General features: G+C 66.7%; 12 protein-coding genes. 5 read left to right on the top strand and 7 right to left on the bottom strand.

Going from position 1 to position 14,527, the window contains the following annotated elements; translation table 11 throughout:
- Positions 1 to 51: 51 nt before the first annotated feature.
- The 3 genes from ACXI0D_RS00395 to ACXI0D_RS00385 are packed head-to-tail and all read left to right on the top strand — an operon-like array spanning position 52 to position 3,227.
- A complete protein-coding gene (locus ACXI0D_RS00395) occupies positions 52 to 933 on the top strand; it encodes an HlyC/CorC family transporter (protein ID WP_014036584.1) in 882 nt (293 codons plus the stop codon).
- The gene (locus ACXI0D_RS00390; protein ID WP_479642128.1) at positions 930 to 2,198 is read left to right on the top strand and encodes a lipoprotein N-acyltransferase Lnb domain-containing protein; all 1,269 of its coding nucleotides are present in this window, start codon (positions 930 to 932) and stop codon (positions 2,196 to 2,198) included. The genes ACXI0D_RS00395 and ACXI0D_RS00390 overlap by 4 nt, the downstream gene beginning before the upstream one ends.
- Before the next feature lie 6 nt (positions 2,199 to 2,204).
- Entirely contained in the window at positions 2,205 to 3,227 is a 1,023-nt protein-coding gene (locus ACXI0D_RS00385) for a magnesium and cobalt transport protein CorA (protein WP_101765219.1), read from the top strand.
- A 141-nt stretch (positions 3,228 to 3,368) separates the two neighbouring features.
- Here ACXI0D_RS00385 and ACXI0D_RS00380 read toward each other — a convergent pair whose 3' ends face one another.
- From ACXI0D_RS00380 to ACXI0D_RS00350, 7 genes are all read right to left on the bottom strand, one after another.
- Complete coding sequence (locus tag ACXI0D_RS00380; RefSeq protein ID WP_101765218.1) at positions 3,369 to 4,733, bottom strand: NAD-dependent succinate-semialdehyde dehydrogenase; 1,365 nt, start codon at positions 4,731 to 4,733, stop codon at positions 3,369 to 3,371.
- 83 nt (positions 4,734 to 4,816) lie between these two features.
- Positions 4,817 to 5,659, bottom strand: coding sequence for an ABC transporter permease subunit (locus ACXI0D_RS00375; protein ID WP_049446123.1), 843 nt, complete (start codon positions 5,657 to 5,659; stop codon positions 4,817 to 4,819).
- Positions 5,656 to 6,588, bottom strand: coding sequence for an ABC transporter permease subunit (locus ACXI0D_RS00370; RefSeq protein WP_049399899.1), 933 nt, complete (start codon positions 6,586 to 6,588; stop codon positions 5,656 to 5,658). The genes ACXI0D_RS00375 and ACXI0D_RS00370 overlap by 4 nt, the downstream gene beginning before the upstream one ends.
- Positions 6,585 to 7,721 (bottom strand): ABC transporter ATP-binding protein, encoded by a 1,137-nt coding sequence (locus ACXI0D_RS00365; RefSeq protein WP_119007598.1) that lies wholly within the window; start codon positions 7,719 to 7,721, stop codon positions 6,585 to 6,587. The genes ACXI0D_RS00370 and ACXI0D_RS00365 overlap by 4 nt, the downstream gene beginning before the upstream one ends.
- A 189-nt stretch (positions 7,722 to 7,910) precedes the next feature.
- The gene (locus ACXI0D_RS00360; RefSeq protein ID WP_014036578.1) at positions 7,911 to 9,020 is read right to left on the bottom strand and encodes a polyamine ABC transporter substrate-binding protein; all 1,110 of its coding nucleotides are present in this window, start codon (positions 9,018 to 9,020) and stop codon (positions 7,911 to 7,913) included.
- 91 nt (positions 9,021 to 9,111) lie between these two features.
- Entirely contained in the window at positions 9,112 to 10,509 is a 1,398-nt protein-coding gene (locus tag ACXI0D_RS00355; RefSeq protein ID WP_014036577.1) for a glutamine synthetase family protein, read from the bottom strand.
- Positions 10,506 to 11,267, bottom strand: a complete 762-nt coding sequence (locus tag ACXI0D_RS00350) for a gamma-glutamyl-gamma-aminobutyrate hydrolase family protein (RefSeq protein ID WP_049446129.1) — start codon at positions 11,265 to 11,267, stop codon at positions 10,506 to 10,508. The genes ACXI0D_RS00355 and ACXI0D_RS00350 overlap by 4 nt, the downstream gene beginning before the upstream one ends.
- A 161-nt stretch (positions 11,268 to 11,428) precedes the next feature.
- Here ACXI0D_RS00350 and ACXI0D_RS00345 point away from each other — a divergent pair, with 161 nt between their 5' ends.
- Both ACXI0D_RS00345 and ACXI0D_RS00340 read left to right on the top strand, forming a co-directional pair.
- Positions 11,429 to 12,706 carry an NAD(P)/FAD-dependent oxidoreductase gene (locus tag ACXI0D_RS00345; RefSeq protein WP_049446131.1) on the top strand — a complete coding sequence of 426 codons (1,278 nt, stop codon included), beginning with the start codon at positions 11,429 to 11,431 and terminating at the stop codon, positions 12,704 to 12,706.
- Between the two features lie 82 nt (positions 12,707 to 12,788).
- Positions 12,789 to 14,393: an MASE1 domain-containing protein gene (locus ACXI0D_RS00340; RefSeq protein ID WP_119007596.1), complete on the top strand. Its 1,605-nt coding sequence runs from the start codon at positions 12,789 to 12,791 to the stop codon at positions 14,391 to 14,393.
- Positions 14,394 to 14,527: the final 134 nt, after the last annotated feature.

The following is a 14,527-nucleotide window of genomic DNA, read 5'->3' as shown; positions in this document are numbered from 1 at the left end:
CCTGCTAGACTGGGGCCAACGCCCGGCCTGCCGGGTGCCTTTTTTCCAGAGATGTCAGAAGACGACAGTAGTAGCTCCGCACAGGAGCCCAGTGAAAAGAAGCGCGGCTGGCTTGAACGCCTGACCTCCGCCTTCTCCGGCGAACCCCATACCCGCGACGAGCTGGTCGCTGTCCTGCACACCGCGCAGGAAGAGGGCCTGATCGCCGCCGATACCCTGAAGATGATGGAAGGCGCCATTTCGGTGGCCGAGCTGACCGTGGGCGACGTGATGATCTCGCGCTCGCAGATGGTCTCGCTGCCGGTCGAAGCGCCCTTCCTGGAACTGATGAAGCAGGTGGTCGAATCCGGCCATTCGCGCTTCCCGGTGCACGGCGAGAACAAGGACGACATCCTTGGCATCCTGCTGGCCAAGGACCTGCTGCGCGGCGTGGTCGCCGACAACGGCCCGGCCAACGTGCGCGAGCTGCTGCGCCCGGCGGTGCTGATCCCGGAGGCGAAGAAGCTCAACGTGCTGCTGAAGGAATTCCGCCTGTCGCGCAACCACATGGCCATCGTGGTCGACGAGTACGGCGGTGTCGCCGGCCTGGTCACCATCGAGGACGTGCTGGAACAGATCGTCGGCGAGATCGACGACGAGCATGACGAGGCCGAGGACCCGTCGGCGCAGATCGCCATCCAGTCCGACGGCCAGTACGTGGTCGACGCGCTGACCCCGATCGGCGACTTCAACGAACGCTTCGGCGCGACGTTCTCCGACGAGGACTACGACACCATCGGTGGCCTGGTCACCGAGGCCGTGGGCCACCTGCCGGAAGTCGGTGACGAACTGGCGCTGGACCGCTTCATGTTCCGCGTGGCCCGCGCCGATGCGCGCCGGGTCCAGGCCTTCCACGTGACCGTGCTGCCGCCGGACGCGCAGGACGACGCTTGAAGCGCGGTGGCCCCCTCCTGGCACTGCGCCTGACGCTGTGGCTGGCACTGTGCGTGCTGGCCACCGCCCTGCCGCTGGCCGCCTTCGCGCAGCCGGCGGCAGCCACACCCACGCCCGCTGCACCCGCCGCCATCGCCGAGGCCCCCGCCCCGCGCATCGGCGTGGTGACCATGCAGCCGGGCACGGTGTTCTTCGAGCGCTTCGGCCACGACGCCATCGTCGTGATCGATCCGGTCAGCGGCGAAGCGACCTCGTACAACTTCGGCTACTTCGACCCGTCCGAGGACGATTTCATCAGCCGCTTCGTGCGCGGCGACATGATGTATTACCTGGTGGCGCTGCCGCTGCAGCAGGACCTGTCGTACTACGACGAGACCGGCCGTGGCGCCAGCGTGCAGTGGCTGGACCTGCGCCCGGACCAGGCACGTGCACTGGCCGCCGACCTGGCCGAGCGGGCCAAGCCGGAAAACGCGCGCTACCACTACGACTACTACACCGCCAACTGCGCCACGATGGTGCGCGACACGGTGGACAAGGCGCTGGGCGGTGGCCTGCAGTCGCAGCTGTCGGGGCGCTCGCGCGGCAATACCTACCGCAGTGAATCGGTGCGACTGGCATCGCCGGCGCCGTGGATGTGGCTGGGCTTCGATGTCGGCCTCGGGCCGTTCGCCGACCAGCCGCTGTCGCGCTGGCAGGAAGCCTTCGTGCCGATGCGCCTGGCCGACGCGCTGCGCCAGGCACGCAACAGCGACGGCCGGCCACTGGTGCAGTCCGAACAGGAACTGCTGCCGCACCGCATCGACCCGGAGCCGAAGGAGTTCGCGCGCCGCTGGTGGCCGTGGTTGCTGTGTGGCCTGGTAATCGCCGCCGGCATACTGGCGCTGCGCAGCCGGCCGCGCCTGCTGACCGGGCTGGCCCTGCCGTTCTGGCTGCTGTGCGCCATTGCCGGCAGCCTGCTGGTGTTCCTGTGGGGCTTCAGCACCCACTACGCCGCCTGGGCCAACCGCAACCTGCTGCTGCTTTCGCCGCTGGCCGTGCTGCTGCTGCCGGGTGCGATCAGCCTGCTGCGCCGGCGCGTGCCGGGCCGCATGTTCAGGGTCGTGCTGTGGCTGCTGGCGGTACAGGCCGTGGCCGCGCTGGTGCTGCACTGGCTGAGCCTGCAGGCGCAGTACAACGTGCAGTGGATCGTGCTGCTGCTGCCGGTGCATGTGGCGCTGGCGTGGGTAATGGGGCGCCATCCTCACTTGTCCGAAACACGGCACTGACGCACGATGGCGGGCATGTCATTGCCCGCCTCCGCTTCCGCCCCTGCTTCGGCCAACCCCGCCTGCGTCATCAACTGCGTCCACTACGATGACGAGGGCAAACGCCACGACATCAGCCTGGATGCCATCAGCGATGTCATTGCCAGTGGCAACGGCTTCGTCTGGGTAGGCCTGTACGACCCCAACGACGACGTGCTGCTGAAACTGCAGGAGGAATTCTGCCTGCACGACCTGGCCATCGAGGACGCGCGCAACGCGCACCAGCGTCCCAAGGTCGAGACCTACGGCAACTCGCTGTTCGTGGTGGTGACCACCGCACAGATGGTCGACGAACGCATCCAGTACGGCGAAACCCACGCCTTCCTCGGCCCGCGCTTCCTGGTGACGGTGCGCCACGGTGCCTCGCTGTCCTACGCCCCGGTGCGGGCACGGGTGGAACGCGAGCCGCAGCTGCTGAAGATGGGCCCGTCGTACTGCCTGTACGCGGTGACCGACTTCGTGGTCGACAACTACCTGCCGATCGTGCACCGCTTCCGCGACACTCTGGACCTGCTGGAAAAGGACATCTTCGCCGACAACTACAAGCGCAGCACGGTGGTGCGGCTGTACGAGCTCAAGCGCGAACTGAACAAGATGCGGATGGCGGTGGCGCCACTGCAGGATGTGCTGGCGCAGTTGCGCCGCTACCAGGGCGACCTGATCCCCGATGAAGTGAAACTCTACGTGCGCGACGTGCACGACCATGCGGTACGCATCAGCGATGTGATCGACACCCTGCGCGAGATGCTGGGCACCGCACTGAGCGTGAACCTGTCGCTGGTGACGCTCGCGCAGGGCGAGACGGTCAAGCGCCTGGGTGCGTGGGCCGCACTGCTGGCGGCGCCGACGCTGATCACCAGCTGGTACGGCATGAACTTCAGCCACATGCCCGAGCTGAGCGAGCCGTGGTCCTACCCGCTGATGATCATCGGCGTGGGCGGTGTGTGCGTGGGGCTGTACCGGTTGTTCAAGCGCGCGAAGTGGTTGTGAGGGGTATCGACCAACGGACGATACCCACCGGACCGGTAGGCCACGACCGTTGGTCGTGGCACATGACCCGCCTTGGGGTAGTGCCGGCGGCTGGCCGGCAACCAGGCAATGCCGGCCAGCGGCCGGCACTACCGTTCGGAATCAAGCCACGTAGACGGTCTTGATGTTCATGAACTCATGGATGCCGTGGTCGGCCAGCTCCCGACCAAAGCCGGACTGCTTGCTGCCACCGAACGGCAGCCGCGCGTCGCTCTTGACGATGGCGTTGACGAACGCGGCACCGCATTCCATGCGCTGGGCGAAACGTTCGCCGCGCACCGGATCGCGCGTCCACACGCTGCCGCCCAGGCCGAAGCGGGTGTCATTGGCCACGCGCAGTGCCTCGGCCTCATCCTTGACCCGGATCACCGCAGCGACAGGTCCGAACAGCTCCTCGTCGTAGGCCGGCATGCCCGGGCCGACCTGATCGAGCACGGTCGCCGGATAGCCCGCGTGCGTGCCGGCAATGGGCTCGCCGCCAACCAGAATGCGCGCGCCCTTGGCCACGCTGCCCTGCACCTGTTTGTGCAGCTCATCGCGCAGGTCCGCACGTGCCATCGGCGCCAGCGTGGTGCCACGTTCATTGGGATCGCCGTACTGACGCTCACCCGCGGCTTCAACGAAGCGCCGGGTGAACTCATCGGCCACCGCATCGACCACGATGAAGCGCTTGGCCGCGATGCAGGTCTGCCCGCTGTTGTCGAAGCGCGACTTCACCGCCGCCGCCACGGTCTTGTCGAGGTCGGCATCGTCGAGCACCACGAAGGCATCGCTGCCGCCCAGCTCCATCACCGATTTCTTCAGCTGGCCGCCGGCATTGGAAGCGATCGAGCGCCCTGCCCGCTCGCTGCCGGTCAGTGTCACCGCCTTCACCCGTGTGTCGCGCAGCACCTCGGCGGCCTGCTCGTTGTCGATGTGCAACACGTCGAACACGCCGTCGGGCAGGCCGCCATCACGGCACACCGCCAGGATCAGGTCGGCGCACTGCGGCACGTTGCTGGCGTGCTTGAGCAGGGCCACGTTGCCGGCCATGAACGCCGGCGCGAGGAAACGGAACACCTGCCAGATCGGGAAATTCCACGGCATCACCGCGAACACACAGCCGATCGGCTCGTAGCGCACATAGCTGCGCTGTGCTTCGGTATCGATCAGCTGCGGCTTCAGGTAGTCGGCAGCATGGTCGGCGTAGTACTCGCAGGCGGCCGCGCACTTGTCGACCTCGGCCAGCGCTTCGGCCTTGAGCTTGCCCATCTCATGGGTCATCGCCTGCTGCAGATCGTCACGGCGCGTGCGTAGTTGCGCGGCGATCCGGCGCAGGATGGCACCGCGATCCTGCAACGAGTGATCAGCCCAGCCGGGGAAGGCATCGGCAGCGGCCTGCAGGCGCTGCTCGATGTCGGCAGCACCCATCAGTTCATGGCGGTAGGTCACCAGGCCGGTGGCCGGGTCGACGATCTCGACGGTCATGGGGGATCTCCATCTGGAAGATCCCCATTGTGCGCGGTTGCCCGTGAGCCGGATGTTGCCGGCACTGTCGACAGGCCGTGTGCTCAGCCGTTTTCCTGCCGCGCCAGCTGAAGGTCGCGCTGGCGTCGCTTCTCGGCGCGGGCATTGATGTACCAGCCGATCACCGCGGCGATCGATACCGCCGACACCAGCAGCGTGGCCAGCGCATTGATCTTCGGGCTGATGCCCATGCGCACCGAGGCGAACACCTTCATCGGCAGCGTAGTCGAGCCCGGCGTGGCAACGAAGCTGGCCACCACCACGTCATCCAGCGACAGGGTGAACGCCAGCAGCCAGCCCGCCACCAGCGCCGGTGCGATGATCGGCAGGGTGATGCGGCCGAACACAGTCAACCGGCTGGCGCCCAGGTCCATCGCCGCCTCTTCCAGCGACAGGTCCATTTCCTGCAGCCGCGAGGACACCACCACGGTGACGAAGCACAGGGTGAAGGTGACGTGGGCGATCCAGATGGTGGTCAGGCCACGCGCCGGGAAGCCGGGAATCGCGCCCATCGAGGCCAGCAGCGCCATCAGCGAGAAGCCCAGGATCACATCCGGCATCACCAGCGGCGCGGTCACCAGCGCGCCGAACAGCGGCTTGCCACGGAAGCGCTTGAAGCGCGTCATCACCATCGCCGCCAGCGTGCCCAGCACGGTGGCCGTGCAGGCAGTCCAGAACGCCACCACCAGGCTGGTCCACATCGCATCCATCAGCGCGCGGTCGGCGAACAGGTCGCTGTAGGCACGGGTGGAGAACCCGGCCCAGACCATCGCCAGCCGCGAGCTGTTGAACGAATAGAACATCAACAGCAGGATCGGCAGGTACAGGAAGGCGAAGCCGAGCAGCAGCACGCCCAGCCCCAGGCCCTTGGCGGTACGCGGGCTCATGCCTGCTTCCCTTCCAGCAGGCGCTGCTGGGAACGGTTGAACAGCAGGATCGGCACCAGCAGCAACAGGATCATCGCCACCGCCATCGCCGAGGCGCCCGGCCAGTTGCGGTTGTTGAAGAACTCGTTCCACAGCTGGCGGCCCACCATCAGCGTCTCCGAGCCACCCAGCATTTCCGGGATCACGAATTCACCAATGGCCGGAATCATCACCAGCATGCAACCGGCGATGATGCCGGCCTTGGACAACGGCAGGGTGATGCGCAGGAACGCCTGCCACGGCTTGGCACCAAGGTCGTAGGCGGCTTCCAGCAGGCGGTGGTCATGCTTGACCAGGTTGGCGTACAGCGGCAGCACCATGAACGGCAGATAGCAGTAGACGATGCCGATATAGGCGGCGGTCGGGGTATCGATCAGCTGCAGCTTGGGCAGGCCCATGCTGGTCATCAGCGTCTGCAGGCCGGTGAACTGCAGGAACTGGTCGAGCAGGCCGTTGCGGTCCAGGATCGCCTTCCATGCATACACGCGGATCAGGAACGAGGTCCACGATGGCAGCACCACCAGCATCATCGCGACGTTGCGCGCGGCCGGCGACAGGCGGGCGATGGCATAGGCCATCGGGTAGCCGATCAGCAGGGTCAGGAAGGTCGAGATCGCCGCGATCTTGATCGAGCTCAGGAACGCCTGCGCATAGATCGAATCGCGGAACAGCGCCAGGTAGTTCTCCAGGTTCAGCTTCAGCGAGAAGCCGCCGTCGGCGTACTGCAGCAGCCAGGTGTACGGCGGCGAGCCGACCCGGCTGAGCGAGAAGCTGATCATCAGCACGATCAGGAACGGCACTGCGAAGAACAGCAGCAGCCACAGGTACGGAATGCCGATCACCGTGGCACGCAGCCCCGGCAGCCAGCGCTTCAGGCCGGCGACGCTCATGAGGTCAGCACCACGCCGTCGTTGTCGCGCCAGTGCACCCACACGCTGTCACCCCAGGTCAGGCCGTCGCTGGCCCAGCGCTGCGAGTTGGCGAAGTTGGCCAGCACCTTGGCGCCGCTGGGCAGGCGCACGTGGTAGACCGAGTGGCTGCCGAAGTAGGCGATGTCCTCGATCACGCCCTGTGCCTTGTTGGTGTGCCCTTCCGGCTCGTCCTTGCCGATCATCACCTTCTCCGGGCGCAGCGCGAACGCGACCGGCTGCCCTTCATAGCCGGTGATGCCATGGGCGATGTAGATCGGCGCCGGGAACAGCGGCGAGCGTACGGTCACGTACTCCGGCAGGTCCTCGTCGATCACCCCGTCGAACAGGTTGACCGAACCGATGAACTCGGCGACGAAGCGGTTGGCCGGCTGCTCGTAGACCTCATCCGGCTTGCCGACCTGCTGGATCCAGCCGGCATCCATCACCGCGATGCGGGTGGCCATGGTCATCGCTTCTTCCTGGTCGTGGGTGACCATCACGCAGGTCACGCCCGACGACTCGATGATGCTGACCAGTTCCAGCTGCATCTGCGAGCGCAGCTTCTTGTCCAGCGCGCCCATCGGCTCGTCCAGCAGCAGCAGCTTCGGCCCCTTGGCCAGCGACCGCGCCAGCGCCACGCGCTGCTGCTGGCCGCCGGACAGCTGGTGTGGCTTTCGCTTGCCCAGGTGGCCCATCTGCACCAGCTCCAGCATCTCGCCGACGCGCTTGCTGATCGCGTCCTTGCCCAGGCCATCCTGCTTCAGGCCGAAGGCGATGTTCTGCTCGACCGTCATGTGCGGGAACAGGGCGTAGGACTGGAACATCATGTTGACCGGCCGCTGGTACGGCGGCAGTGCGTCCAGGCGCTGGCCATCGAGGGTGATGCTGCCCTTGGTAGGCGTCTCGAAGCCGCCCAGGCAGCGCAGCAGGGTCGACTTGCCACTGCCGGAGCCACCGAGCAGGGCAAAGATCTCGCCCTTGCGCACGTCCAGGTTGACGTCGTCGACGGCGACGAAACCGTCGAATTCCTTGCGCAGGTCACGAATGGAGAGATAGCCGGGCGCACCGGTCGTTTCGACGACGGTGGCTACCGGCTGGGCTTCAACGGGCATGGGGGCTCCGGGAGCGGGCGGTGGACAGCGGCCGCCATTCTACCGGCCGGGGGCCGATGGGGATATGACGGCAACGGGTGGCACCCACCGGGCCAGGGGGATCTGCAGATCTGGTGGGGGCCGACCGTTGGTCGGCCCTGCCGGAAAAGCATGCCGACCAACGGTCGGCACCCACCTGCCAGCCAGCCCTTAGCGCCCGGTCTTCACCTCGGTCCACAGCCGGGTGTAGAGCTTGTCGGTCTCCGGCGTGTTGATCGAATAGGTGAACATCTTCTCGGCCACGTCGGCCGGCGGGTAGATGGTCGGGTCGGTACGGATCGCCTCATCCACCAGCGGGGTCGCGGTCGGCACCGGGTTGGCGTAATGGATGAAGTTGGTGTTGGCTGCGGCAACCTTCGGCTGCAGCAGGTAGTTGATGAAGGCGTAGGCCGCCTCCGGATGCTTGGCATCCTTCGGGATCGCCAGCATGTCGAACCACTGCGGTGCGCCTTCCTTCGGAATCGAATAGGCCACGTGCACGCCATTGCTGGCTTCCTCGGCGCGGTCGCGGGCCTGGATGATGTCACCCGACCAGCCGACCACCAGGCAGGTGCCGCCGTTGGCCAGCGAACCCACGTACTGCGAGGAGTGGAAGTTCTGCACGTACGGGCGGATCGACTTCAGCAGGTCGGCGGCCTTCTGCAGCTCGGCCGGGTCGCCACTGTGCGGGTCCAGACCCAGGTAATGCAGTGCGATCGGGATCATGTCCGCCGGCGTGTCCAGGATGGTCACGCCGCAGTCCTTCATCTTGCTGATGTTCTCCGGCTTGAACACCAGGTCCCAGCTGTTGGCGATGTCGGCGCTGCCGCCGAAGCGCTGCTTCAGCATGTCCACGTTGTAGCCGATGCCGGTGGTGCCGATCATGTACGGCACGCCGTACTGGTTGCCCGGGTCCTGGGTGGCGATGCGCTTCATCACCGCCGGATCGAGGTTGGCCAGGTTCGGGATCTTGCTCTTGTCCAGCGGCAGGAACACGCCGGCCTGGATCTGGCGGCCGAAGAAGTTCAGGGTCGGCACCACCACGTCATAGCCGCTGTTGCCGGCCAGCAGCTTGGTCTCGACCATCTCATCGCTGTCGAACACATCGTAGGTCACCTTGATCCCGCTCTCCTTCTCGAAGGTCGGAATGGTGTCCTCGGCGATGTAATCGCTGTAGTTGTAGACGTTCAGGACCTGGCTGTCCTGCGCGCCGCCGTTGCCACCGCTGCAGGCGGCGAGCATGGCGGAGGCCAGGCCGAGCGTGAGGATACGCAGCTTCATCGGGTGCTCCAGAATGCGGGAAGGGGGGCCGGCGGGGCCGGCGACGGGTGCCAGCCTACCCCCCGGCGGCGGATTTTTCTATTCCGGATGCTCAGACGTTCAGCAGCAGGAACTCGCGCTCCCACGAGCTGATGACGCGGAAAAAGGTCTCGTATTCCTTGCGCTTGACCGAGATGTAGGCCCGGCAGAAGCGCTCACCCAGCAGGGCCTGCAGCTCGCTGCACTGCTCCAGCCCGTCCAGCGCCTCGCCCAGCGAGCGCGGCAGGTTGTACCCCAGCTCTTTGGCACTGCCGGTCACCGGCGCATCCGGCGCCAGCCGCTCACGGATGCCGAGCAGGCCGCAGGCCAGGGTCGCGGCCATCGCCAGGTAGGGATTGGCATCGGACCCGGCGAAACGGCTCTCCACGCGCATGTTCTCCGGCGTATCCAGCGGCACGCGCAGGCCGCAAGTGCGGTTGTCGAAGCCCCAGTGGACGTTGCTCGGCGAGACTTCGCCGAACACCAGCCGGCGGTAGGAGTTCACGTTCGGCGCGAAGAACGCCATCGCCTGCGGTGCGTACTTCTGCAGGCCGCCCAGGTAGTGGCCGAACACCGGGCTGAACTCGCCCTCGGCATCGGTCTCGCCGGCGAACACGTTGCTGCCATCGCTCACCCGCACCAGGCTCTGGTGGATGTGCATGGCACTGCCGGGTTCGTTCTCCATCGGCTTGGCCAGGAACGTGGCATAGACACCGTGGCGCATCGCCGCCTCGCGCATGGTGCGCTTGAACAGGAACACCTGGTCGGCCAGGTCCATCGCATCGGCATGGGTGAAGTTGACTTCCAGCTGCGCCGCGCCGGATTCGTGGATCAGGGTGTCCACGTCCAGCTTCATCGCATCGGCGTAGTCGTACATCAGGTCGAGGATCGGGTCGAACTCGTTGACCGCATCGATCGAGTACGACTGCCGCGCGGTCTCCGGGCGCCCGGAGCGGCCGGCCGGTGGCAGCAGCGGGAAGTCCGGGTCGGTGTTCTTCTGCACCAGGAAGAACTCCAGCTCCGGCGCCACCACCGGGCGCAGGCCCAGTTCGGCATAGGCCGCCAGCACGCGGCGCAGCACGTTGCGCGGTGCCAGCTCATGCGGCTCGCCGTTCTTGGTGTAGCAATCGTGGATGACCTGCGCGGTGGCATCGGCCGCCCACGGCACCATCCGCACCGTATCCGGATCAGGGCGCAGCATCATGTCCGAGTCCGACGGCGAGGTCAGCTCGTAGTAGTCATCGGGAAACTCGCCGGTGACGGTGGTGGCGAAGATGCCTTCGGGCAGCCGCGTACCGTAGTCATGCGAGAACTTGTCGGCGGGAATGATCTTGCCGCGCGCGTTGCCGGTGATGTCCGGCACCAGGCATTCCACCTCGGTGATGCGCCGCTCCTTCAGCCAGCGCAGCAGCGTGCTTTCCTGCGGTGCGGGGGGCGTGGCCGTCTTGCGCGGGCGCGTTCGGGAACTCATCGGGAATCCAGTCGGTTCTGTTGGTGCTGCCGGCAAGCTTGGCCGAACGCACGGAAAATAGCGTGATAGAACGGCGCCTGCATGACACGCCACTCCGGGTGCCACTGTACGCCGAGCACGAAACCATGGTGCAGGCTGCGTGCCGCTTCGACCAGCCCATCGTCGGCCACGGCTTCCACCCGCAGCCCCTGCGCCAGGCGGGCGATACCCTGCCCGTGCACCGAATTGACCTGCGCGCGGCCACTGCCGTGCCACTGCGCCAGCCAGCCATCGGCGGCCAGGGTCACCGCATGGGCCGGCCCATACTGCACTTCCACCGGCGCCTGCGGGTCTTCGCGATGGTCGGCCAGGCCGGGCACCGCATGCACCTGCGGATGCAGGCTGCCACCCAGCGCGACGTTCAATTCCTGGAAACCGCGGCAGATCGCCAGCACCGGCAGATCCAGTGCCAGTGCCTCGTGCAGCAACGCAAAGGCATTGGCATCCCGGGCCGGGTCATGTGGATTGCCTGGCCAGCTGCGGCCACCCTCGTAGTGCTGCGGTTCGATATTGCTGACCGCGCCGGTCAGCAGCAGGCCATCCAGCCCCTGCAGCCAGTTGCCGGCCGGCAGCGGTGGCTGCAGGCTGGGCAACACCACCGGGGTCACCTCGGCCGCCTCGGCCAGCGCGCGAACGTACTTCTCGCCGGCCATCGCGAAACGGTGATGGCCGAGCACGGTGCTGTCGGTGGGCAGGCCCACCCAGGGCAGGCGGCGCATGGGAAAACTCCTTGGCGTGCCGCCACGTTACCCGTCGTCCGGCGAAGGCGGCAAGTCGGTGCCGTCACACCACAGCCGTCACGCATCGGCGAAACTAGCCAGGTGAACGCTGATCGACCTGCCCCGCTCCGTCCTCCTGCACTGCACCCGCGAGGCCTGCAGTGAGCGCCGCCTTCCCGCCCAGCTGGTACGCCGCCAGCCTTCCCGAGCCGGCCGCGCTGCCCCCTTTGCAGGGAGATGTGCAGGCCGATGTGGCGGTGCTCGGCGCCGGCTACACCGGCCTGACCGCCGCGCTGGAACTGGCCGCCCGTGGCCAGCGCGTGGTGCTGCTGGAAGCGCAGCGGATCGGCTGGGGCGCATCCGGCCGCAACGGCGGGCAGGCGCTGGTCGGCTATGGCTGCGAGGTGGACGAGCTGGAGCGCCAGCTCGGCCGTGATGATGCGCGCCACCTGTTCGACTGGTCGCGCGACGCGGTGCAGGCCATGCGTACGCGCATCGACCGCCATGGCATCGACTGCCATTGGGTGGAAGGCCATGCCAGCGTCGCCATCCGCGAACGCCATGAGCGCGACCTGCGTGCCAACTGCGAGCACCTGCAGCGCCACTACGACTACCCCATGCAGTGGTGGGACCGCGATGCACTGCGCGCGCAGCTGGACAGCCCGCGCTACCGCGCCGCGATGTTCGACCCACTCAGCGCGCACCTGCATCCACTGGCCTACGCGCGTGGGCTGGCCGATGCGGCGCGCGCGGCCGGCGTGGTGATCCACGAGCATTCGGCGGTAACCCGCGTGCAGCGTGGACCGCAGCCCACCCTGCACACCGCGCAGGGCAGCGTGCGCGCCGCACACCTGGTGGTCGCCGGCAATGCGTGGCTGCAGGGCCTGCTGCCCGAGCTGGAGCGGTGCATCATGCCGGTCGGCACCTATATCGGCGCCAGCGAGCCGCTTGGCGCCGAGCGCGCCCGTGCCCTGATCGGCAACAACATGGCCGTGGCCGACACCGCCTGGGCACTGGACTACTTCCGCCTCAGCCACGACCACCGGCTGCTGTTCGGCGGCCGCGCCAGCTATTCGGCACTGCCGCCGCCCGGTCTGCGCGGGGTGATGCAGCGGCGCATGCATGAGGTGTTTCCGCAGTTGGCTGACGTGGCGCTGGACCAGGTCTGGGGCGGCTATGTGGACATTACCCGCAACCGCGCCCCGCACTGGGGCCGGCTGGACCGCAACCTGTACTTCGCGCAGGGCTTCTCCGGCCATGGGGTGGCCGCCGCCGGGCTGGCCGGCGAGGTGATTGCCGCCGCCATCGCCGGGCAGAGCGAGCGCCTGGACGTGTTCCAGCGCCTGCGCCATGCGCCCTTCCCCGGCGGCCGGCTGCTGCGCACGCCGCTGCTGGTGGCGGCGATGTCCTGGTACAAGTTGCGGGATGCGTTGTGGTAGCCGAAGCCTTCCCGCCCCCATGACTTGATCCATGGCCGCTCTTTGTTTGCATAATCGGCTCAGGAGCTGGGGGAGCACGTGGATGCAGTGGTGGAAGGACGGCCTGCTGGTGAGGATACGGGTCAGCCCCGAGGGGCTGGCACTGGCGCTGGTCTATGCCCTCGCCTGCTGGGCTGCGCGCAAGCTGTCGCTGGACCAGTTCTTCCTACCTGCTGGCGTGCGGGTGGCCGCCCTGCTGCTGTGTCCGCCCCGTCTTTGGCCCTACCTGCTGATCGGTGAATACGCCTACTTCGCGCATCTGCGCATCCCCCTGATCAGCAAATACAACCTGACCTGGGTGATCCTCGCCTCGGTGTTCCTGATGCCTGCCGTAATGCTGATCGTGCGCCTGCACCGCAAGCTGCTGGCGCGCACCACGATCGTCGGCGTGATTTCCATTGCGATATGCGCCGCGCTGGTCATCAGCCTGCTCAACCTGGGAATTTCCTACCTGCTCTGGGAACCGTTGCGTGAAGCGTCATTCATCACCAACGTGTTGCGTTATGCACTGGGCGACTTCACCGGCATCCTCATCCTGGCGCCACTCGCACTGCTCTGGATCCGTCGCGCCGAGGAACAATGGATGCCCCGGTCCGTTGCTGCCGTGGCAGGAGCACTCGGAGCCATGCTGGTCATTGGCCTGCAGGCGACGCCGGTACCTGCGTCGATCACGGCCCCGGGCTCCCTGCAGCTGTTGTTGATCCTGCCTATTCCCGCGATCGCCCTGACCTGCCTCCTGGGATGGCGTGGAGCGGCCATCGGCGTCGCTGCCATGAACATGATCCTTGGCTTGAGTACCCCTTCGGACCACCCCGCGTCATTCGATCAGGCGACCTTCGCCACACAACAGGCCATGACCATCGCCAGCGTCGCCCTGCTGCTGCTGGGCGCACGCATCACCCACTTCCAAAACCAGCATCGGTTGCGCGAGGAAGATGGCCGGGCAGCCCTGCAGCTTGCGCGGAATTCACACCTGGCCAGCGAGATGGACCTGCGTGAACGGGCGGCGCACCTGCGCCAGCTGGGCGATGGCATGGACCTGTCACTGAACGAGATGGTGAACTGGTTGCATGCGCAGGGGCATCACGCCGTGGCCGATAGCCTGCGACATACGTCGGAGGTGCATTCGCGCCTGTTCAGGGCCCAGGCCAGCATGATCTATCCCGCTGCGCTGGAACGACTGGGCCTGTACGTGGCACTGCAGGCAGGTGGGGTGCGCGAGGCGTGGGGCAATACCCACCGAGTCAATCAACCCTGGTTGATGGGCGATCCCTGCGCCCTCAGTCCCGGCTTGCAGTTGGCGGCCTATCGCTCGATCGTCGAGGCGATATCCATCCTGCTTGGCAACGAATCCGGCCAGCTCACTGTGCGGGCGCGCTGCGGCCGCCTTGGCACACAGCAAGGCATCTTGCTCGTTGCGGCCACGCTCAATCCACGCCAACGTCTTTCGCAGGCGACAATGGCCATGGTCACAGATCAGTTGACCGGCCGCGTGCTCGCATACCGCGGCACGATTCAATGCCGGAGCAATCGCGCCCGGATACACCTCATCGAGACGGTAGGCACTCCCCATACCGAGTCCCGCCCCGTTCGTGAAGCCCACCGGGACAGTTCGCTCGGCCCGATTGTCCCTCCCTCACGGACCTGACCCCCGGAGCAGAAAACTGAGATGGACTTCACAGCCGCTTGGTGACTTCCAACGGAGGCGTCTTCACAGCTGATGAGCGTGCGCCTGGCGTCCCCCAACATGCAAGATTGCACCCATCGGCATCAACAGATACT

The sequence above is a fragment of the Stenotrophomonas sp. C9D9 genome (assembly GCF_056491205.1).
The sequence above is the reverse complement of the archived record's forward strand: the minus strand, read 5'-3'. Positions and strand labels throughout refer to the sequence as shown.